Here is a 20335-nt window from a genome sequence, read left to right on the forward strand (position 1 = left end):
TTGGGGGGGGAAGAATTTGCGTGTGGGTGTGCTGGGTGGGTGTTTTTCTCGTCCGCTGGGACAGAGGGTGGGGCGGCGGGTTGGGGCCTGCCCCCTTCCCCCCCCCACGACGAAGTCGAAGGTGCGCGGCTCGCCCTGCTCGAACTCGACCAGCACCTCGTCCTCGCCCTGGACCACGGACGCGATGGAGTCGCCGAAGACGTATTCGGAGTCGTCCCGGGTCGCCTCGTACAGGATTCGCGTCACGTCGCCCCGGAGGACTTCGAGTTCACCGGACATGAACTCGGCCGGCAGCGTGGCGAGGGTCTCGCCCGCGCCGTTCACCATGGTCACGCCCTTCATGGCCGTGTCGTGTTCGCGCACGGCCTCGAAGAGGCCCATCCGCTTCAGGACGTCCACCCCGGCGCCGCGGAAGTCGATGGCGTGGCCGCCGTCGCGCAGATCGGGCGCACGCTCCACGAGGGTGGTGCGGAAGCCGTAGCGGTGCAGCCAGTACGCGAGGGCGGGCCCGGCGACGCTCGCGCCGGAGATGAGTACGGACTTCTGGTTCATGGTGGCTCCGATTCCGTAAGGGCGCCGCGAGGCGGTGACGATCCCACTCGCGGCGACCCGCTCAGAAAAGCACAGTCACTAAAAAGATGCAATGACTAAACTTATTGAGCGGGTCCACCCATGCGGTAGCGTGGAGGGCATGACTCAGCCGACCGGGCGCCGCGAGCGCAAGAAGGCCCAGACCCGCAAGGCCCTGGCGGACGCGGCCCTGCGGCTGTTCTCCGAGCGGGGCTACGACCAGGTGACCGTCGCGGACGTGGCGGAGGCCGCGGACGTCTCGGTGACCACGCTCTTCAAGCACTTCCCGGGCAAGGAGGCCCTGGTCTTCGACGAGGACGCCGACCGGGCGGAGGGCCTGGTCGGGGCGGTGCGCGACCGGCCGGCGGGCCAGTCGATCCCGGCCGCCCTCCACTCCCATCTGCTGGAGGCGCGCCCCCTGCACGCGAAAGCGCCGGAGTTCCACCAGTTCGTCTCCCTGATCAGGTCGACCCCCGTGCTGAGCGATCACTTCCGGCGGATGTGGGAGCGCCACGAAGAGGCGCTGGCCCGCGCCATCGGCGAGGCGACCGGGGCGCCGGAGGGGGACCTCGCCACCCGCGCCCTGGCCCGGTTCATCCTCCAGGCGCCGCTGCTCGCCGAGAACGAACCCGATCCCGCGCAGGCGCTGACCACGATCTTCGATCTGCTGGAGCACGGGTGGGGGGCGCTCGGCACACGGACCGAGACGCGGACCGGAACGGAGACCGAGTAGCGCGCACCGACCGGCACATGGCGAGTAGTGAGCGGCTTCGAGCCGCGCACCACTCGCCGTCGCGCGCCCCCGCCCCTCTCGGCAGCCACCCCGACGGGTCCCTTGACAGCCGCGAGACGCCGCATGCACTCTTCCGTTGAGCAGAAGCATCTTTCCGCTATACGGAAGGAGTTGAGCGCCATATGGTCGCCCCCGATCAGCGCTTCGATGTGAACCTCTCGATCCTCTTCACCGAGCTCCCGCTCCTCCAGCGCCCCGCGGCCGCCGCCGCGGCAGGGTTCACCGCGGTGGAGCTGTGGTGGCCCTGGGCCGGGACCCCCACCCCGGAAGAGTCCGAACTCGACGCGCTACGAGGCGCGTTGAAGGAAGCGGGGACGCGGCTCGTCGGGCTGAACTTCTACGCCGGGCGGCTCCCCGGGCCGGACAAGGGCGTACTGTCCCTGCCCGGCGAGCCCTCCGACCGCTTCCGCGCGAACCTCGACGTGGCCGCCGGCTTCGCCCGCTCGGTCGGCTGCACGGCGCTCAACGCGCTGTACGGAAACCGGGTCGAGGGCGTGGACCCGCGAGCGCAGGACGCGCTGGCGCTGGAGAATCTCGTACGGGCCGCCCGCGCGGCCCACCGGGCCGGCGCGGATCTGCTCATCGAGGCGCTCAACGCCCCCGAGGCCCCGCTGTACCCGATCGTCAGCGCCGCCGCGGCCGTCGAGCTCGTGGACAAGGTCAACGCGGCCACCGGACTGGGCAACGCCAAGTTCCTGATGGACCTCTACCACCTGGCCATGAACGGTGCGGACCTCCACGAGGCCATCGAGCGCTACGCGCACAAGACCGGCCATGTGCAGATCGCGGACTGTCCGGGGCGCGGCGCCCCCGGCACCGGCTCCCTCGACATCGCCGGGCTCCTCGCCCGGCTGGCCGGGGCCGGGTACGAGGGGCGGATCGGCCTTGAGTACCGGCCGGGTGACGGACCGAGCGCCGACGCCTTCGCATGGCTCCCGGCGGAAGCCCGGTCCGCCGACCGCTGACCGGCCCTGCGCGCGCGACCAGCGCCGCGCCCGTACCGGCACTCATGTCCGTATCCGCGCCCGCACCCGCGCTCACGCTCGTACCGGCGCTCAGGCCCGTACCCGCACTCACGCCCGTACCGCATCCGCCCCGAGGCACACGACCAGCCATACGAGAGGTACATCGTCATGAGCAACCTCCCCAAGATCGCGTGGATCGGTCTCGGGATCATGGGCTCCCCCATGGCCGAGAACCTGCTGAAAGCGGGCTACGACGTCACCGGCTTCACCCTGGAACGACCCAAGACCGAACGGCTGGTCGCCGCCGGCGGCACCGGGGCCGCCTCGGTCGCCGAGGCCGTCCGCGACGCCGATGCCGTCATCACCATGGTTCCGGCCTCCCCCGAGGTCGAGGCCGTCGCCTACGGACCGGGCGGCATCCTCGCGAACGCCCGGCCCGGCGCGCTGCTGATCGACATGTCCTCGATCACCCCGCGGACCTCCGTCGAACTCGCCGAGGCCGCGGCCGTCAAGGGCATCCGCGTGCTGGACGCCCCCGTCTCCGGCGGTGAGGCCGGCGCCGTCGAGGCAGTCCTGTCGATCATGGTCGGCGGGGATACGGCCGACTTCGAGGCCGCCCGGCCGATTCTCAACGCGCTCGGCAGGACCGTCGTACGGTGCGGCCCGCACGGCAGCGGCCAGACGGTGAAGGCCGCCAACCAGCTGATCGTGGCGGTCAACATCCAGGCGTGCGCCGAGGCCGTGGTCTTCCTGGAGAAGTCCGGCGTGGACCTCGCCGCGGCCCTCGACGTCATCGGCGGCGGGCTGGCCGGCTCCACCGTGCTCGCCCGCAAGCGGGACAGCCTCCTCGCCCGCGACTTCGCGCCGGGCTTCCGGATCGACCTGCACCACAAGGACATGGGCATCGTCACCGCCGCCGCCCGCGAGGTCGGCGCGGCGCTCCCCGTCGGCGGCGTGGTCGCGGGCCTGGTCGCCGCGGTGCGCGCGCAGGGCGACGGCGGGCTGGACCACTGCGCGCTGCTGCGCGGCGTGGAGCGGCTGTCGGGGCACGGGGTGAGGGGGTGAGCGCCTCGGCCGGCGGGCGGCGGATTCCCGCGATGCAGGCAGCCGTCATGATCATGAAGGACGAGGGCGTCGACATCGCCTTCGGCTGCCCGGGAGCGGCGATCCTGCCGCTCTACAAGGCGATGGAAGTCGTGGGCGGAATCGAGCATTTGACGGTACGTCATGAAGAGGGCGCGACCCATATGGCCGATGGCTGGGCCCGTACGAACGGCAAGGTCGGCGTGGCGATCGCCACCTCCGGGCCCGGCGCCACCAACCTCGTCACCGGGCTGTACACCGCGCTCGCCGACTCGGTGCCGATGCTCTGCGTCACGGGCCAGGCGGTCTCGGCCAAGCTGCACCAAGAGGCGTTCCAGGCGGTCGACATCGTGGGGATCGCCGGGCCGGTCACCAAGTGGGCCGTCCAGATCAAGGAGGCCGCGCAGATCCCGTGGGCCTTCCGGGAGGCGTTCCGGATCGCCCGCCAGGGCCGCCCCGGCCCCGTACTCATCGACATACCCGTCGACCTGGCGCAGCGGGAGATCCGCTACGACGCCGGGATCGACACGAGGCTCCCCGTCGCGCCCGTACCGCCGCATCCGCCGCGCGTCGAGGCCGCCCTGGATCTGCTGCTGGCGGCCGAGCGGCCGCTGGTCCTCGCGGGCGGCGGGGTGATCCTCGCGGAGGCGGGCGAGGAGCTGCGCGAACTGGTCGAGTACGTGCGGGTGCCATTCCAGGTCACGCTGATGGGCAAGGGGGCAGTCGAGGACGGCCACCCGCTGAATCTGGGCACGACCGGCGTCCAGACCTCGCAGCGCTATGCCAACGCCGCCTTCCTGGAGTCGGACTTCGTCCTCGCCGTCGGCGCGCGCTTCGGCGACCGGCACACCGGCGCGGACCTCGGCGTCTACCGGGGCGACCGCACGTTCGTGCACGTGGACATCGAGCCGACGCAGCTCGGCAAGGTCATCGAACCGGAGCTGGGCATCGTCTCCGACGCCAAGCTGTTCCTGCGGGCCCTGCTGGCGGCGGCGCGCGAGCGCGGGGTGCGGGCCGAGGTGGGCGGATGGATCGAGCGGTGCGGGCACCTCAAGCGCACCCTGGTCCGCCGCGAGGACTTCGCCTCGGTCCCGGTCAAGGCCCCGCGCGTCTACAAAGAGATCAACGAGGCGTTCGACGAGGACACCTACTTCGTGACCGCCATCGGGCTGTACCAGATCTGGGGCGGCCAGCACCAGAAGGTCCACAAGCCGCGCCACTACCAGGTCTGCGGCCAGGCCGGGCCGCTCGGCTGGGAGATCCCCGCGGCCATCGGCGTACGGAAGGCGCTCGACGCCATGGGCGAGCGGTCCGCGGAGGTCGTCGGAATCGTCGGCGACTACGGTTTCCAGTACATGGCCGAGGAGCTGGCGGTCGCGGCGCAGTACGACATCCCGTACGTCCTGATCATGCTCAACAACGAATACCTGGGCCTCATCCGGCAGGCGTCCATCGGCTATGGGATGAACTATCAGGTCGACATCCACTACGACGAGTTCGGCACGGACAACGTGAAGCTCATGGAGGCGTACGGCTGTTCAGGGCGTCGCGTCGTCGACCCCTCGGACATCCGGCCGGCCCTCGACTGGGCCCGCGGGCAGGCCGCTTCGACCTCGCGTCCGGTGCTCGTCGAGATCATGATCGAGCGCGAGGCGAACACCCCGCACGGCCCGGACATCGACGCGGTACGAGAGTTCGAGCCGGCCCCGCCGGAGTGAGCCCCACCGGAGTGAGCCCCGCCGGAGCCCGCCCCACCGGAGTGAGCCCCGCCAGGGTCGGCCCCTGCCGGGTGGGCCCGGCCCCCTCGTCCCCGCCCGGCGGCGCGAGCGTCCATCGCGCCCGCCGAGATCGCGCCGCTGGGCGGCCCCCGTCCGTACCGCCGCGAGGCGAACCGGAGTTTCCTTCCCCAACTCGTCGCACATCATGGACGATGGACAGAACCTCCCCTACGGACCGCGCAGGAGCCGAACATGGCAGAGAGCGTGCCGGTGCACTGCCCGGCGTGCCGCCGCGAGCACTGTTTCACCCCGCCGACCTTCCCCTGCGCGTGCGGAGCTCCGCTCACCCTGCCCGTACTGCCCGGCGGCAGGCCGGAGTTGCTGGAGCACCGCACCTGGCAGGAGTCGTGGGTGACCGTGCGCTGCCCGTCCTGCGAACGCCAGGACTCCTGGCCCGCGCCGGAGCTGGGCTGCGCCTGCGGCGCGGTCGTCCGACTGCCCGTCACTCCCCCGCCGGGCCCCGGCCACCGGGAGGCCGGCCTCGCCACCGCCGCTACGTCCGCGGGCCCCGGCCGGCCCCCGTCGCCCACCTCGGCGGTGCTGCGGCCCGCGTTCCACCCGGTCACCATCCGCACGGCGCGGGACGCGGTGACGGCGGCGGCGCAGTATCTGAAGTGGCTGGGCTTCTCGGGCATCAGGCAGTCGCAGGACCGGTCGATATCCAAGGTGGACCTGCGGGGCCCGGGCATCATCGCCCAGGTCGACCCGACCACCCACCCCACCGGTCTGCGCGCCATCGAGTGCCTGTGGCTGCACGGCATGGGCGATTCGGCGCTCGGCGTCTTCTTCTCCCTGGCCGGGTACGGGCGCGACGCCCGGCAGCGCGCGGACGACCTGCTGATACCGCTGTTCGTCATGGACCTCACGGGCACCCCGCAGCCGGTCAACGACCCGGCGGACGACCTGATCCGGATGGGCCCGTGAGCCGGTTCGCACGGTCGCGGCAAGGGCCGCCGGCCCCGGTCGCACGGGCTGTCGCGGCACGGGCTGTCGCGGCACGGGCTGTCGCGGCACGGGCCCCAGCCACGGCCATAAGGGCAGTCGCGACCGTAAGGGCAATCGCGGCCGTAAGGGCAGCCGCGGCCGTAAGGGCAGCCGCGGCCGTAAGGGCAGCCGCGGCCAATACCGTCAGTCACGGCCGTGCCGATCGTGGGCCACGCCGCCCGGAAGCGGGCGTTCCGGGCCGCCCGGCGGCCCGGCGGCATACTGGTGCCATGACCCCCGACCAGCTCAGAGCGGCCTGCCTGGCGTTGAACGGCGCCACCGAGGAGTTCCCCTTCCACCGGAACCCGGACGTCTGCACGTTCAAGGTCGGCGGCAAGATCTTCGCGCTCACCACGCTCACCCATCGGCCGCTGACGGTGAGCCTCAAGTGCGATCCGGACCTGGCCGAGCGGCTGCGCGCCGCCCACCCGGAGATCGTCGCCGGCTACCACCTGAACAAGCGGCACTGGAACACGGTCACGCTGGACGGCGGGTCGCTGGCGCGGCGCATGGTGCTCGACATGATCGAGGACTCGTACGACCTGATCGTCGCCGCCTTCCCCCGCGCGCGGCGGCTCCTGCTCGACTGGCCCGGCGAGCGGGCGGGCCGCGAGTGAGAGTCGCCCGCCACCCCGCGGCTACGCGCCGGAGGTCCGCGCCGCCGCCTGTTCGCGCAGTTCGATCTTGCGGACCTTGCCGCTGACCGTCATCGGAAAGGCGTCGAGGATGCACAGATAGCGCGGGACCTTGTAGTGCGCGAGCCGGCCGCGGCAGTAGCGGGCCAGCTCCTCGCGGCTGAGCGTCCCGGCCTGGTCCCGGAGTATGACGCAGGCCATGATCTCCTCGCCGTACTTCTCGTCGGGGACGCCGATGACCTGGACGTCCGAGATCTTGGGGTGCGAGTAGAGGAACTCCTCGATCTCCCGCGGATAGACGTTCTCACCACCCCGGATGATCATGTCCTTGATGCGGCCCACGATCACCACATAGCCGTCCTCCCGCATGACCGCGAGGTCCCCGGTGTGCATCCAGTGGCTGCCGTCGACGACCTCGGCGGTGCGCTCGGGCTCGTTCCAGTAGCCGAGCATCACCGAATAGCCGCGGGTGCACAGCTCTCCGGCCTCGCCGCGCTCCAGGGTGCCCCCGGTCGCCGGGTCCACGACCTTCACCTCGATGTGCGGCAGCACCCGGCCGACCGTGCCGGTGCGGCGCTCCAGATCGTCCTCGCGCCGGGTCTGGGTGGAGACCGGTGAGGTCTCGGTCATGCCGTAGCAGATGGACACCTCGGCCATGTTCATCTCGCTGACCACGCGCTTCATCACCTCGGCCGGGCACGGCGAGCCGGCCATGATGCCGGTGCGCAGCGTCGAGAGGTCGTACGTCGCGAAGTCGGGCAGGCCCAGTTCGGCGATGAACATGGTGGGGACGCCGTAGAGCGCGGTGCAGCGCTCACGTTCGACGGCGTGCAGGGTGGCGACGGCGTCGAAGGTCGGCGCGGGGATGACCACGCAGGCACCGTGGCTGGTCGCGCCGAGGTTGCCCATCACCATGCCGAAGCAGTGGTAGAAGGGCACGGGCAGGCAGATCCGGTCCCGCTCGGTGTAGCCGACCGTCTCCCCCACGAAATAGCCGTTGTTGAGAATGTTGTGGTGGGAGAGGGTGGCGCCCTTGGGGAAGCCGGTGGTGCCCGAGGTGTACTGGATGTTGACGGGGTCGTCGCAGGAGAGCTGCGCCTCGCGCTCGGCGAGCCGGGCGCCCGGTACCCCGGCGCCCGCGCGTACCAGGCCCTGCCAGGTGGGGTCGCCGATGTAGACGACATCGCGCAGCGCGGGGCAGCGGCAGCGCACCTGCTCGACCATCCGCCGGTAGTCGCTGCTCTTGTGCTCGACGGAGGCGACCAGCACCTCGATGCCGGACTGCCCGAGCACGTACTCCAGCTCGTGCACGCGGTAGGCCGGGTTGACGTTGACCATGATCGCGCCGATGCGCGCGGTGGCGTACTGGATCAGCACCCACTCGGGGCAGTTGACCGCCCAGATGCCGACCCGGTCGCCCTTGCCGACGCCCTTCGCCAGCAGCCCGAGGGCGACCTCCTCGACGGCCCGGCCGAACTCCGCGTACGTCCAGCGGCGGCCGCTCGGGACGTCGACGAGCGCGTCCCGGTCACCGAACCGCTCGACCGCGCGCGCCAGGTTCGCGCCGATCGTGTCGCCGAGCAGCGGGACCTCGCCGACGCCGCTCGCGTACGACAGGGAGCTCTGCGGTGCGTTCATCGGTGGTCTTCCTCTCGGAACTCCGCGCCGCCGCCCTGCGCCGTGCGCTCGCGCAGTTCGATGCGGCGGATCTTCCCGGAGACGGTCTTGGGCAATTCCGCGAACTCCAGCCGGCGGATGCGCTTGTACGGCGCGAGGGCCGCCCGTGAGTGGGCGAAGAGCGCCGTGGCCGTCTCGGTGCTGGGCTCCCAGCCCGCCGCGAGGACCACGTACGCCTTGGGCACCGCGAGCCGCAGCGGGTCGGGGGCGGGGACGACGGCCGCCTCCGCGACGGCCTCGTGTTCCAGCAGCGCGCTCTCCAGCTCGAAGGGCGAGATCTTGTAGTCGGACGCCTTGAAGACGTCGTCGGCGCGCCCGATGTAGGTGATGTAGCCGTCGGCGTCGCGCGAGCCGATGTCGCCGGTCCGGTAGTAGCCGCCGGCCATCGCCTCGGCGGTGCGCTCCGGGTCTCCCTCGTAGCCCGTCATCAGCCCGACGGGCCGGGTGGACAGGTCGAGGCTGATCTCGCCCTCGTCGCCGGGCTTGCCGGACACCGGGTCGAGGAGGGCGACGGTGAACCCGGGGCTGGGGCGGCCCATGGAGCCGGACTTGATGGTCTGGCCGGGGCAGTTGGCGATCTGCACGGACGTCTCGGTCTGCCCGAACCCGTCGCGGATGGTCACGCCCCAGGCGCGCCGCACGGAGTCGATGACCTCGGGGTTGAGCGGCTCACCGGCGGCGACGGCCTCGCGGGGCGGGGTGCGCAGCGCGCCGAGGTCGGCCTGGATCAGCATCCGCCACACGGTGGGCGGGGCGCAGAAGCTGGTGACGCCGCAGCGGTCCATCTCGGCCATGAGGCGGGCGGCGTCGAAGCGGGTGTAGTTGTGGACGAAGACGGTGGCCTCGGCGTTCCACGGGGCGAAGAGGTTCGACCAGGCGTGTTTGGCCCAGCCGGGCGAGGAGATGTTGAGGTGGATGTCGCCGGGCCGCAGCCCGATCCAGTACATCGTCGACAGATGGCCGATGGGGTAGGAGACATGGGTGTGCTCGACCAACTTCGGCTGGGCCGTGGTGCCGGAGGTGAAGTAGAGCATGAGGGGGTCGCCGGCGAGGGTGGGTCCGTCCGGCTGGTACGCGCCGGGGTACTGGTAGGCGTCCTCGTAGACGAGCCAGCCGTCTTCCGTGCCGTCCGTGCTGTCCGTATCTTGCGGTCCCCCGCCGACGACGATCCGCGTGTAGTCGCCCGGCACGTCGGTGAACTTGTCGCGGTCCTCGGCCCGTACGAGCACATGGGCGGCCCGGCCGCGCTCGATGCGGTCGGCGAGGTCGGCGGGGCCCAGCAGCGGGGTGGCGGGGATGACGACGGCGCGCAGCTTCATCGCGGCGAGCGCGGTCTCCCACAGTTCGGCCTGGTTGCCGAGCATGACGACGATCCGGTCCCCGGCCCGTACGCCCTGGGCGCGCAGCCAGTTCGCGACCCGCCCGGACCGGTCGCGCAGCGCGTCGAAGGACAGCCGGGTCTCGGCGCCGCCCTCTTCCACGATCCACAGGGCGGTGCGCTCGTTGCCCACGGCGATCCGGTCGAACCAGTCGAGCGCCCAGTTGAATTCCTGCGGGCGGGGCCAGGAGAATCCAGCGCAGGCGGCCGTGTAGTCCTCCCGGTGCCCGAGCAGAAAGTCCCGTGCCGCGCGGAACTCTTCGGTCACATCGGTAGCCGTCACATGTCCTCCTCATTGCAGAACCCGCTCGTTAGCATCGTGCGACGAGTGATCTGAGTCTCACCACCCCCGGATGGGGGTGACCGCAATTCGCGAATTCTGGGAGTTGGCCGTGGCGCATCCGGACGGGGCGACAGAAGTACGCGCGGCGCTGCTGCGGATGCGCCGGTGCGGCGGGCTGCCGGTCGCCTTCGGCGGGCTGTTCGCCGGGCCCCGGCAGTTCCGTATCTCGGAGCTGGCCGGCACGGAGTCGGGGGCGCTGGGCGGGCTCGCGATCCGGCCGGGGTCCGGGCTCGGCGGCAAGGCGGCCACGCTGAGCCGGCCGCTCTCGGTGACGGACTATCACGCCTCGCGCGTGATCAGCCACGAGTACGACGCGGCGGTGGCGGCGGAGGGGCTCCGCTCGATGCTGGCGGTGCCGGTGGTCGTACGGGGCCGGGTGCGCGGCGTCCTGTACGGGGCGCTGCGCCAGCCGCTCTCGCTGGGCGACCGGCCGCTGTCGGTGGCGGTCGAGGCGGCGCGCGAGCTGGAGCAGGCGCTCGCTGTGCGGGACGAGATGCGGCGGCTGCTGTCCGTGGCCCGGCAGCCGGCGGCCGATCCGGCGGTGTGGGAGGAGGTGCGCGAGGCGCACGGCGATCTGCGGGCGCTGGCGCACCGGGTCGCGGACCCGGAGCTGCGGGAGGAGCTGCTGTCGGCGTGCGGCCGGCTGGCGGCGGCCTCGGGGGCCGTCCCGGACCGGGAGCGGCCGGCGGTGGAGCTGTCGCCGCGCGAGGTGGACGTGCTGGCCCGGGTGGCTTCGGGCGCGACGAACGCGAGCGCGGCGGAGCGGTTGGGGCTGCGGCCGGAGACGGTCAAGAGCTATCTGCGGTCGTCGATGCGGAAACTGGGCGCGCACACCCGGCTGGAGGCGGTGGTGGCGGCGCGCCGGGCGGGGCTGCTGCCGTGAGCTGACGCTCCGCCAGACCCGGCGGAGCGGTGCTGTGCGGTGGCTCATGGTGAGGTGCCGCCCTGAGGTGACCGTCGTCGGCGAGCCACGATGGAGTGAATGCCCGGCGAATTGACGACTCGTTCGAGTGAAGTTGCCCGATGAGGTGACCCGACCCCCGTGACGGGTCACCTCATCGGTTCTCACACCTGGTACGTCACAGCCCGGCGAGCCGTTCAAAGGGGAACGGCGGCTGGGCCAGTGGGCGGACCGCGAGCCGTGTGAGCGGCAGCGCGTTGTCGTCGCCCGCCGTCCGGTTGGCGTGCAGGACGCCGCAGCCGGTGCAGCGGTGGACGATCACCCACTCGCCGTCCTTGCGGACCGATATGGCGAGCGGCTCCATCCGCGCACCGCAGTCGGCCGCCCGGTCGCCGGGGGTGTCGTCGAGGTGACGGCTCCACAGGCAGTTGGGGCAGTGGTTGCGGTGACTGGTGCCGGCGGCGCTCATCGGTACGTCGAGGCCGCAGTTGAGGCAGCGGAAGGAATGGGCACGCGCCTGCTTGGCGGTGGCGCGGATGGTGCTGGGTTCGCGGTGGTCGCGATGGTCGCGGTTCTCGCGGTTCTCGTGGTGGTCGCGATGGTCGCGGTATTCGTCGCTGTCACGGTATTCGCGGCGATCACGGCGTGGGCGTCGGTCTCGGGATTCAGGCTGATCGCGGTGGTCACGGGACATGGTGAAGAGGACTCCTGGCTGCTGCGAGGTGACGGGACTGTACGGTCACCGCTCGCGTCCGAGGAGTACGTGCCGGGGTCAGCCCTGCCGGTCGGGCAGCGCCGCCGATGCGGACCGTCCTCGATGACGGGAGCAGTTCCGCGGGGCCCTGGGCATACAACACCACCTCATCCGCACCGCCCCGGCCGAGTTGCCGGGGTCGCGTGTCGCCCTCGATGAAAGCCGGTGTTCCCGCCTCGCGGCAACCGGTTTTCGGTGGGGGTGCGGCTACCCGCCGTCCAGGCCGAGGAGCCCGGCGACGGCGGGCGCGTACAGGTCGGCCACCTCGTCCGCGGTGAGCTCGGCGACGGCGGGGACCCGGATGAGATAGCGGGTGAGGGCGAGGCCCAGGAGCTGGGCGCAGAGCAGCCCGGTGCGACGGGCGTCGGTGATGGTGCCGAGCACGGGCGCGACCTGTTCGGCCAGGAGCCCGCGTACGTGCTCGGCGGCCCGTTCGTTGGTGACGGCGCAGCGCAGCAGGAGCAGCAGCGCGTCGTCGGTGGGGTCGCCCTCCCAGCGGTCGAGGAAGTGGCGCACGAGCCGGCGCGGAACATCGGCGCGGGGCACGTCCCGCAGCTCGGGCAGGCGCAGGTCGATGTCGAGGGCGGCGGCGAAGAGCCGGTCCTTGCTGCCGTAGTAGCGCATGACCATGGCGGGGTCGATGCCGGCGTCGGCGGCCACGGCGCGGATGGTGGTGCGCTCGTACCCGTGCTCGGCGAAGCGGTAGCGGGCGGCCGCGAGGATGGCGGCGCGCGTGCTGTCCGACCGCCGTACGGCGCGGTCCTCGCGCCCGCCGCTCCCGGCCCGTGTCGTCACACCGCCGACTGTAGGCCAACGCCTGTTGGCAGGTCACTCGGCCGGGAGGCGGCGATGCCCGGCGGTCTCCCCCACCCCTCAGCGGCCGGCTCCCCGGCGCCCCCGCCGGCCGGCCTCCGCGAACGTCCCGGGCGGCCTCGGCGACGTCCCCGGTGGCCTCGGCGTCAACAGCCCGTCAAATCCCCGTGACAGGGAATCAACAGCTTGTCAAGGCCCGGTACCGGGCCATGGCGGGCGGCCTAGCGTAAGAAGTGCACTGTTCCGACGCCTCGCAAGGACCGTCATGCATATCAGCCGCACCCCCGCCGAGACGCTCACCGCCGAGCCGCGTTCCGCCGGCGCCCTCCGCGCCACGGAGGACGGCGACCCCTCCGATAGTCGCGAGGCAGGGCCCCTGTACGTGCCCGTACAGACCTGCCCCGCCGGCTGCGCCCTGCGCGTCTTCCGCACCCCGCTCGGCACCCGGACCGCCGTCGCCTTCACCTCCAGGCGGCGGCTCTCGCACGTCCTGGGCCCGCAGCAGCCCTTCATCCGGCTCGCCCGGCCCGCCGTGCTGGCGCTGGCCGAGCCCCTCGGCATCGCACGGCTCTCGGTGGACCCGCTACTCACCGCCCGCGCGCCGAAGGCGCGGCAGCCCGAGCCCGGTCCCAAGCCACGCGCTCCGCGACGGCCCTCCTGGAACCCGGACGCCGTCGGCGCGCCGCGCGTGACGGGCACGGCCGCGGCCGTAGCCGCCCTCCAGGCATTCCTCACCTGAGCCGGGCGCCCCCGCTTCCCGCCGCTCGCCATGGTCCCCGGTCTCCCGCGCGTTCCCCTCCATCCGCGCGCCCCGATCCGCCCGCCCGTTCCCGTCCACCCTCGCGGCCCGCGCGGCCCTCACGGCCCTCGCGGCTCGATCCGCCCGCGCGCCCCGCTCCCTCCGCGCATCCGCACCCGGCCGCTCACCCGCGCCCACCCGCTCGGCGGACCCCCGCGGTTGTCGCCCCGCCCCGCCCCCGAAGGAGGCACTCCCATGTCTCTGTCACTCGCGCCCGTACCCCCGCCGCTGTCCCCGCGGCCCGCCGAGGAGAGCGCCGCGACGTCCCCGTGGCCCGCCTCGACGCGGTCCCTGCCGTCGGGCGACCTCTCGGTCGGCGGCGTCGCGCTCGCCCATCTCGCCGACCGCTTCGGCACCCCCGCCTACATCATCGACGAACAGGAGGTACGTGCGCGGGCCCGCGCCTGGCGCGCCGCGCTCCCACACGCCGAGGTCGCCTACGCGGGCAAGGCGTTCCTCTCCCGCGCCATGGTCCGCTGGGTCGAGGAGGAGGGGCTCTCCCTCGACGTCTGCTCGGCGGGCGAGCTGGATCTGGCCGCCCACGCGGGGTTCCCGGGCAGCCGGCTCGTCCTGCACGGCAACGCCAAGAGCCCCGCCGAACTGCGGATCGCCCTGCGGCTGGGCGTCGGCCGGATCGTCATCGACAGCACCGGCGAGATCGCCCGGCTCGCCGCCCTGGTGCCCGCGGGCAGCCGGCAGCGGGTGCTGGTCCGCGTCGTGCCGGGCGTCGAGGCGGGCGCGCACACGGCCGTACGGACCGGGGTGGAGGGCCAGAAGTTCGGGCTTCCGGTGGCGGGCGGCGAGGCGGCGGACGCCGTCGCGCGCATCCTCGGCCAGCCCCGGCTGGACCTGGTCGGCCTGCACTGCCACCTCGGCTCGCAGATCGCCGGCCTGGACCCGTATGTCACGGCCGTACGGCGGCTGGTGCCGCTGCTCGCCGAGATCCGCGACCGGCACGGCGTGGCGCTGCCCGAACTGGATCTCGGCGGCGGCTTCGCCATCGCCTACCGCGTGGGCGAACCGACGCTGGAGCCGCGGGCGTACGCCGACCGGGTCGGCGGTGAACTCGCCCTGAACTGCGCCCGGTTCGACCTGCCCGTGCCCCGGCTGGCGATCGAGCCCGGCCGGTGGATCGCCGGTCCGGCGGGGGTCGCGCTGTACCGCGTGCTGTCCGTCAAGCACACCGGCGACCGCACGTTCGTCGCCGTCGACGGCGGCATGAGCGACAACCCGCGCCCCGCCCTGTACGGGGTCCGCTACACCGTCCGGCTGGTGGGCCGCGCCTCCGACGCGGCCCCTCGCGCCGTGACCGTCGTCGGCCGGCACTGCGAGGCGGGCGACATCCTCGCCGACGGCGTCGAACTGCCCTCGGACATCCGCCCCGGCGACCTCCTCGCCGTCCCGGCCGCAGGCGCGTACCACGTCTCCATGGCCTCCGGGTACAACCTCGTGGGCAGGCCGCCGGTGGCCGCCGTCTCCGGCGGACACGCCCGGCTGCTCGTACGCCGCGAGACGTCGGCCGACCTCCGGAGCCGCGACGTCGGCGAATGAGACAGGGCCGCGGCCGGGGCGCGCACCCCCGACCCCCGGCCGCGGTCCACCTCATCCTCACGGTCTCGAATTTCGGCCCGTATATCCTGCTCTGTGATCCAGCGGTCCGAAGTGGTCCGGTCACAGCGCGGCCGGGCGGCGGTGTCCGCCCGGTGTACCCGCCGATGTCCCAGCGACCGTTACCGTGAAGGAATCCCGATGCCCGATCGCCGGAAACCGCCCCGGAGGACCGGGGCCTCCACCAAGAAGCACTCTTGGCTGCGGCCGCCCGGAACGCCCGGCGAACCGGACCCGCCGGCCTCCGCGCCCGACGCGGCGGAGCCGGCCGGCCAGGGCAGTGTCGTGCGGGCGGCGGTCTACCGGGACGGCCACCGCGTCGCGACCCCGGCCACGCTCGCCGACACCTACCGGCAGCTGCACGCGGAACCGTCCGGCATGGCGTGGATCGGTCTGCACCGCCCCAGCGAGGCCGAACTGGTCTCCCTGGCCGAGGAGTTCGACCTGCACCAGCTCGCGGTGGAGGACGCGCTCGAAGCCCATCAGCGCCCCAAGCTGGAGCGGTACGGAGAGACGCTCTTCGTCGTGCTGCGCGCCGCCCGCTACCTCGACGCCTCGGAGGAGGTGGACTTCGGCGAACTGCACGTCTTCGTCGGCCCCGACTTCGTCATCACCGTCCGGCACGGCGCGGCCCCCGCCCTGTCCACCGTGCGCAGCCGGATGGAGGCCACGCCCGAGCTGATGGCGCTGGGTCCGGAAGCCGTCCTCTACGCCATCCTCGACGCGGTCGTCGACGGCTACGCCCCGGTGGTGGAGGGCGTGCAGAACGACATCGACGAGATCGAGACCGAGGTCTTCGGCGGCGACCCCGCCGTGTCGCGGCGCATCTATGAACTCTCGCGCGAGATGGTCGAGTTCCAGCGGGCCACCCGCCCTCTGGTGGGGATGCTGCGAGGGCTGATGGCGGGGTTCACGAAGTACGGCACGGACGAGGAGCTACAGCGCTATCTCCGCGACGTCGCCGACCACGTCACCCACACCAGCGAGCGCGTCGACGGCTTCCGGTCGGCTCTCGCCGACATTCTCGCCGTCAACGCGACGCTGGTCACCCAGCAGCAGAACGCCGAGATGCGGGCGCTCGCCGAGGCCGGTTTCGAGCAGAACGAGGAGGTCAAGAAGATCTCCAGCTGGGCGGCGATCCTCTTCGCCCCGACCCTCGTCGGCACGATCTACGGCATGAACTTCGACCACATGCCGGAGCTGCACTGGCTGCTCGGATATCCGTTCGCGATCGGCCTGATGGTGCTGGTCTGCGTGAGCCTGTATTTCATTTTCAAGCGGCGCGACTGGCTCTGACGGTTCCGATGACGCTGATGGCTCTGTCGGCTCCGATGGCTCTGTCGACTCGGTCGGCTCTGTCGGCTCCGATGGCTCCGATGGCTCCGATGGCTCCGATGGCTCCGATGCGGAGGGAGCCGGCCGCGCCGATCGGGGTTCCGGCGGGCGTCAGTTGCCTGCCGCGGCCTTCTCGCACGTGGCGTCCTTCACGGGCAGCCGGCCCGTACGCAGATAGTCGTTGACCTGCCGGTCCACGCAGGCGTTCTGATAGAAGCCGTACACGCCGTGCACCCGCGCCTTGAGGGTGATCAGCCGGGAGTTCGGCATCTTCCGGTGCAGGCCCTGCCCGTTGGCGTAGCTGGTGCGCGGGTCGCCGGTCGACTGGACGATGAGGCCGGGCACGTCATTGCCGGTGAGCACCGGCGCCTCCACCGGCTTGCCGGGCCAGAACGCACAGGGGGACACGGCGTTGAAGAGCGGCCCGTACAGCGGGGCCTTCGCCCGACTGGCCTCGATATTGTGCCGGTACCAGGACAGGTCACGCGGCGCTGCCCGGTCCGCGCATATCAGGGCCTGCTGCAGGGAGTTCTGGGTGTCCGTCTCGGCGTCGGGCGGACCGAACGCGGCGGCCAGGGTCTCGGTCGGCTCCACCGTCCGGCCCTGGGCCGCGTCGTACAGCAGCCGGATGTTCTTGGCCGCCTCGGCGAACTCCCGGTCGCTGGACATCATCATGGCCAGCGCGGACGGCACCTGCTGGCCGTCGGCGGTGTACGGGCCGATCTTCAGCGGTTCGCGGGCGGCCTGCCGGGCTATACCCTCGACGGTCGCCCGCGCCTTCGCGGGCGTGTCGCCCAGACCGTACGTACCGTTCTTCGGCGCCACCCACCGCGCCCAGGCGTCCAAGAACTCCTCATTGGCCTGTGTCGCGTCCCTGAACGCCTGGACGCCCCACCGGGCGGGGTCTATGGCGCTGTCCAGCAGCAGCCGATCCACGCGGCCGGGGAACATGTTGGCGTAGGCCGCCCCCAGATACGTGCCGTAGGAGACGCCGAAGTAGGAGGTCTTACGCTCCCCCAGGACCGCGCGGAGCAGGTCCATGTCACGGGCGGTGTTGCGGGTGGTGAAGTGCCGCAGATACGGCACCTTCTGCCCGTACTTCTGCTGGCAGGACTTCACCAGGCCGGCCTCGTAGCGGGCCTGGGCGTTGAACCCGGCGGTGTCGTAGCCGGCGGAGCGCAGCCAGTGGCCGCCGGTGTCGCAGTGCAGGGGGCTGCTGCGGCCGACGCCGCGCGGATCCATGCCGATCAGGTCGTACCGGGCGGCCAGATCCTTGCCCATCGCCGCCCTCGACATCAGGGGCATATCGAGGGTGACGCCGCCGGGGCCACCGGAGTTGTGCATCATCAGCCCGATGCGGTGACGGGTGTCGGTCGCCTTGATCCGAGAGAAACCGACGGTCAGCGTGGGCCCGTCCGGCCGGCTGTAGTCCAACGGCACCCGGACCGACGCGCACCGCGCCCCTGCCTCGTCCAGACCCTTGACGCCGCACTTCTCCCAACGCACCTTCTGCTGGGTGAACTTCCGGAGGTTCGAGGGCTCGGCGCGCTGCTGAGCGGCGGCGGTCGGGGCGGGGGCGAGCAGGCCCGCGGTGGTGGCCGCCGCCAGCGCGGCGACGGCCGCGGTGCGGCGCAAGGGTCGCAGTCTCTTCATGGGAGGATGCACTCCATACCTGGGTAGTCGGCTGGAAAGACAGCTGATGCACGGCCAGTTGACAGGCCGTCAGCTGATGAGTCGACGGCTGGTGGGCAGTCAGCCGGATACGGCCGCGGGTACGGCCTGGAAGATGTGGTCGACCGCGTCCACGACCGCCTGGGAGGCGTTCTCGCGTTCGGGGACCTCGTTGACGGCGACGAACACGGCCCGGCCGTCCTCGGTGACCCCGCCCCGGGTGCGGGTCCCGTCGACGGTGCCGCCGTGGCCCCAGTACCGGCCCCCGGTGCCTCCGTCGATCGGATAGCTCGCCAGCCCCAGCCCGTACTCGGCCCCGCGGGCGATGTCGGCGGGCATGGTGTCACGCATCGCCGCGAGCTGCGCGGGCGGCAGCAGCTCCCCGGCCAGCTGGGCCGAGTAGAGCGCGGTGAGGTCCTGCGCGGTGGACACCAGGGCTCCCGCCGCGCCGATCAACGAGGTGTTGATGAACGTGATCTTCCGGTGCCCGCCGCCGGCCACCGGGGCGTACGCCTGCGGGTGCGGCCCGCGCAGCCGCTGCTCGGGCCAGCACGGCCAGTAGGTGTGCGCCAGCCCCAGCGGCTCGATGACCCGCCGCTCCACCTCGCGCCCGTAGCCGTGCCCGGTGACCCGCTCGACGAGCATGCCCAGCAGGATGTAGTTGAGGTTGCAGTACGACCACCGGTCCCCCGGCGGGAACAGCGGCGGCTGGGACAGCATCCGCCGGGTCAGCACCTCGGGGGTGAAGTGCCCGGGGGTCTCGTCGGTCAGACCGTCGGGGAAGTCCGGCAGGCCGCTGGTGTGCTGGAGCAGCTGGTGCACGCTGATGCGGCGGCCGTCGTTGCCGTTCCCCCGGACCACACCGGGCAGATAGCGCTCCACCGGCGCCTCCAGCCGCACCCGCCCCTCCGCCACCAGCTGAAGCACGACCGTCGCGACGAACGACTTGCTGTGGCTGGCCACCCGGAGCCGGGAGAGGTGCGGATACGGACGTCCGGTGGCCAGGTCGCCGGCCCCGGCGCCGACCTCCCGCACCCGGCCGTCGGCACCGGTGATCACCGCCTGCGCCCCCGGCAGCCCCTCGGACGCGACCAGATCGGCCAGCACCCGCCGTATTCGCCCCAGGTCGGGAGCGTCCCGGCTGCCGGGCGGGCGCGGTGACGCGGCGTGCGCCGCCCCTAACCCGGACCCCGCGCCCAGCGCGGCCACGGCGGCGACGGACGTGCCGCGAAGGATTTGGCGCCTGGTGACGGACGCCCGTGGGGTGGCCTTCGGGGCGGGCGTGTTCAAAGGTTCTCTGTGAACTGCTGTCATGGCACAGCAGCCTCCAGCACCCCCGGCCCGCCGCCAATGGGGCTCCCTCCCCGGCGGACGGTGTACCCAAGTCACCGCCGAAGGGTAGGGGTTACCCGATTGCGCGGGTCCGCCACGCCTCCCGACGCCCCCCGATACGCCCCCGGTTCGCGTCGGCGGGCGGTGGAATCGGACAATGGGGCCATGCCCTCCGCTGCACCGCCTCCGCACCCGGCCGACAGGCCCTCGGCCGGGGTCCATCCCGTTCCCGACGTCGCGGCCTACCTGTCCGGCGCTTGGACGGTCGACCGTGAACTGCTCGACCTCAGCACCGGCACCAGCGGCAGCTTCCACGGCACCGCCGTCTTCCGCGACGGCGACAGCGACGGCGGCGGTGACGGTGACAACGGCAGCGACGACGGCAGTGGCAGCGACAGCGACAGCCGCGGGGTGCTGCTGCACATCGAGGAGGGCGAGCTGACCTGGGACGGCTCGGTGAGCCGGGCGGGCCGCACCCTGCGGCTGCTCCCCCGCCCGGACGGCACCGCGGAGGTGACCTTCGCCGACGGGCGCGCGTTCCACGGCCTCGACCTGCGCACCGGGGTCTGGACCGCGCGCCACCCCTGCGTCGACGACCTGTACGAGGGCGCATTCACCGTCGTCTCGCCGGACGAGTGGCGGGTGAGCTGGCGCGTCGGCGGCCCGGCGAAGGACCAGTCGCTGCGCTCCGTCTACCGGCGGCGCCGGCCGTACGGCTCAGAACGCCCGTAACCGCTCGGCGCTCTGCGCGGCCGGGCGGTCGGCCCCGGCCTCGGCCGCAGCCGCAACCGCAACCGCAGCCGCAGCCGCAGCCGCAGCCGCAGCCGAGCGTGCTGACCACCGATCGCTCCGGGGGTTCGGCGCACGCGCAGGGACCGGACGAGCCATAGGCTCGCCCGGTCCCAGGCCACGCGCC

Annotated in this window: 18 protein-coding genes; 11 read left to right on the top strand and 7 right to left on the bottom strand. The window is 72.4% G+C overall.

Annotated features, from left to right (window positions below; genetic code table 11):
* The coding region (locus tag AC07AB_RS25820) for an FAD-dependent monooxygenase (protein WP_478571112.1) at nt 1-552 on the bottom strand (552 nt) is incomplete at its 3' end.
* A gap of 139 nt (nt 553-691) precedes the next feature.
* On the opposite strand from AC07AB_RS25820, the gene AC07AB_RS25825 reads away from it, so the two are divergent.
* The 6 genes from AC07AB_RS25825 (at nt 692) to AC07AB_RS25850 (ending at nt 6790) form a co-directional block, all read left to right on the top strand.
* Nucleotides 692-1303, top strand: coding sequence for a TetR/AcrR family transcriptional regulator (locus AC07AB_RS25825; RefSeq protein WP_478571113.1), 612 nt, complete (start codon nt 692-694; stop codon nt 1301-1303).
* A 182-nt stretch (nt 1304-1485) separates the two neighbouring features.
* The gene (locus tag AC07AB_RS25830) at nt 1486-2328 is read left to right on the top strand and encodes a TIM barrel protein (RefSeq protein ID WP_478571115.1); all 843 of its coding nucleotides are present in this window, start codon (nt 1486-1488) and stop codon (nt 2326-2328) included.
* Nucleotides 2329-2496: 168 nt separating this feature from the next.
* A complete protein-coding gene (locus AC07AB_RS25835; RefSeq protein ID WP_478571118.1) occupies nt 2497-3393 on the top strand; it encodes a 2-hydroxy-3-oxopropionate reductase in 897 nt (298 codons plus the stop codon).
* Nucleotides 3394-3425: 32 nt separating this feature from the next.
* Nucleotides 3426-5129, top strand: coding sequence for a glyoxylate carboligase (gcl, locus tag AC07AB_RS25840; RefSeq protein WP_478571606.1), 1704 nt, complete (start codon nt 3426-3428; stop codon nt 5127-5129).
* 252 nt (nt 5130-5381) lie between these two features.
* Nucleotides 5382-6113, top strand: coding sequence for a hypothetical protein (locus AC07AB_RS25845; RefSeq protein WP_478571120.1), 732 nt, complete (start codon nt 5382-5384; stop codon nt 6111-6113).
* Nucleotides 6114-6403: 290 nt separating this feature from the next.
* Nucleotides 6404-6790 (top strand): MmcQ/YjbR family DNA-binding protein, encoded by a 387-nt coding sequence (locus AC07AB_RS25850; protein ID WP_478571123.1) that lies wholly within the window; start codon nt 6404-6406, stop codon nt 6788-6790.
* A gap of 21 nt (nt 6791-6811) precedes the next feature.
* Here AC07AB_RS25850 and AC07AB_RS25855 read toward each other — a convergent pair whose 3' ends face one another.
* Nucleotides 6812-8446, bottom strand: coding sequence for an AMP-binding protein (locus AC07AB_RS25855; protein ID WP_478571125.1), 1635 nt, complete (start codon nt 8444-8446; stop codon nt 6812-6814).
* Entirely contained in the window at nt 8443-10146 is a 1704-nt protein-coding gene (locus AC07AB_RS25860) for an AMP-binding protein (RefSeq protein ID WP_478571127.1), read from the bottom strand. Before AC07AB_RS25860 ends, AC07AB_RS25855 begins: the two co-directional genes overlap by 4 nt.
* A 70-nt stretch (nt 10147-10216) precedes the next feature.
* On the opposite strand from AC07AB_RS25860, the gene AC07AB_RS25865 reads away from it, so the two are divergent.
* Entirely contained in the window at nt 10217-11089 is an 873-nt protein-coding gene (locus AC07AB_RS25865; protein WP_478571130.1) for a helix-turn-helix transcriptional regulator, read from the top strand.
* Nucleotides 11090-11285: 196 nt separating this feature from the next.
* On the opposite strand, the gene AC07AB_RS25870 is transcribed toward AC07AB_RS25865, so the two are convergent.
* Together AC07AB_RS25870 and AC07AB_RS25875 are read right to left on the bottom strand one after the other, a co-directional pair.
* The gene (locus AC07AB_RS25870) at nt 11286-11801 is read right to left on the bottom strand and encodes an RNHCP domain-containing protein (RefSeq protein WP_478571133.1); all 516 of its coding nucleotides are present in this window, start codon (nt 11799-11801) and stop codon (nt 11286-11288) included.
* 267 nt (nt 11802-12068) lie between these two features.
* Nucleotides 12069-12656 (bottom strand): TetR/AcrR family transcriptional regulator, encoded by a 588-nt coding sequence (locus AC07AB_RS25875; protein ID WP_478571136.1) that lies wholly within the window; start codon nt 12654-12656, stop codon nt 12069-12071.
* 283 nt (nt 12657-12939) lie between these two features.
* Between AC07AB_RS25875 and AC07AB_RS25880 the strand changes: the two genes are divergently transcribed.
* From AC07AB_RS25880 to AC07AB_RS25890, 3 genes are all read left to right on the top strand, one after another.
* Nucleotides 12940-13413: an SAV_915 family protein gene (locus AC07AB_RS25880; RefSeq protein ID WP_478571138.1), complete on the top strand. Its 474-nt coding sequence runs from the start codon at nt 12940-12942 to the stop codon at nt 13411-13413.
* 255 nt (nt 13414-13668) lie between these two features.
* Nucleotides 13669-15024 (top strand): diaminopimelate decarboxylase, encoded by a 1356-nt coding sequence (gene lysA / locus AC07AB_RS25885; RefSeq protein ID WP_478571141.1) that lies wholly within the window; start codon nt 13669-13671, stop codon nt 15022-15024.
* A gap of 198 nt (nt 15025-15222) precedes the next feature.
* Entirely contained in the window at nt 15223-16377 is a 1155-nt protein-coding gene (locus AC07AB_RS25890) for a magnesium and cobalt transport protein CorA (protein WP_478571144.1), read from the top strand.
* 150 nt (nt 16378-16527) lie between these two features.
* Here AC07AB_RS25890 and AC07AB_RS25895 read toward each other — a convergent pair whose 3' ends face one another.
* Nucleotides 16528-18069, bottom strand: a complete 1542-nt coding sequence (locus AC07AB_RS25895; RefSeq protein ID WP_478571146.1) for an alpha/beta hydrolase — start codon at nt 18067-18069, stop codon at nt 16528-16530.
* Nucleotides 18070-18168: 99 nt separating this feature from the next.
* Nucleotides 18169-19377: a serine hydrolase domain-containing protein gene (locus tag AC07AB_RS25900; RefSeq protein WP_478571149.1), complete on the bottom strand. Its 1209-nt coding sequence runs from the start codon at nt 19375-19377 to the stop codon at nt 18169-18171.
* Between the two features lie 207 nt (nt 19378-19584).
* On the opposite strand from AC07AB_RS25900, the gene AC07AB_RS25905 reads away from it, so the two are divergent.
* On the top strand, nt 19585-20151 hold the full coding sequence (locus AC07AB_RS25905; protein WP_478571152.1) for a DUF6314 family protein: 567 nt from the start codon (nt 19585-19587) through the stop codon (nt 20149-20151).
* Nucleotides 20152-20335: the final 184 nt, after the last annotated feature.

Source organism: Streptomyces sp. NPDC044033 (assembly GCF_056434425.1).

Coding starts and splice junctions, on each gene's coding strand:
- AC07AB_RS25825 (WP_478571113.1), top strand. CDS start 692: ATGACTCAGCCGACCGGGCGCCGCGAGCGCAAGAAGGCCCAGACCCGC.
- AC07AB_RS25870 (WP_478571133.1), bottom strand. CDS start 11,801: ATGTCCCGTGACCACCGCGATCAGCCTGAATCCCGAGACCGACGCCCA.
- lysA (WP_478571141.1), top strand. CDS start 13,669: ATGTCTCTGTCACTCGCGCCCGTACCCCCGCCGCTGTCCCCGCGGCCC.
- AC07AB_RS25855 (WP_478571125.1), bottom strand. CDS start 8,446: ATGAACGCACCGCAGAGCTCCCTGTCGTACGCGAGCGGCGTCGGCGAG.
- AC07AB_RS25880 (WP_478571138.1), top strand. CDS start 12,940: ATGCATATCAGCCGCACCCCCGCCGAGACGCTCACCGCCGAGCCGCGT.
- AC07AB_RS25905 (WP_478571152.1), top strand. CDS start 19,585: ATGCCCTCCGCTGCACCGCCTCCGCACCCGGCCGACAGGCCCTCGGCC.
- AC07AB_RS25890 (WP_478571144.1), top strand. CDS start 15,223: ATGCCCGATCGCCGGAAACCGCCCCGGAGGACCGGGGCCTCCACCAAG.
- AC07AB_RS25845 (WP_478571120.1), top strand. CDS start 5,382: ATGGCAGAGAGCGTGCCGGTGCACTGCCCGGCGTGCCGCCGCGAGCAC.
- gcl (WP_478571606.1), top strand. CDS start 3,426: ATGCAGGCAGCCGTCATGATCATGAAGGACGAGGGCGTCGACATCGCC.
- AC07AB_RS25830 (WP_478571115.1), top strand. CDS start 1,486: ATGGTCGCCCCCGATCAGCGCTTCGATGTGAACCTCTCGATCCTCTTC.
- AC07AB_RS25835 (WP_478571118.1), top strand. CDS start 2,497: ATGAGCAACCTCCCCAAGATCGCGTGGATCGGTCTCGGGATCATGGGC.
- AC07AB_RS25865 (WP_478571130.1), top strand. CDS start 10,217: ATGGGGGTGACCGCAATTCGCGAATTCTGGGAGTTGGCCGTGGCGCAT.
- AC07AB_RS25895 (WP_478571146.1), bottom strand. CDS start 18,069: ATGAAGAGACTGCGACCCTTGCGCCGCACCGCGGCCGTCGCCGCGCTG.
- AC07AB_RS25850 (WP_478571123.1), top strand. CDS start 6,404: ATGACCCCCGACCAGCTCAGAGCGGCCTGCCTGGCGTTGAACGGCGCC.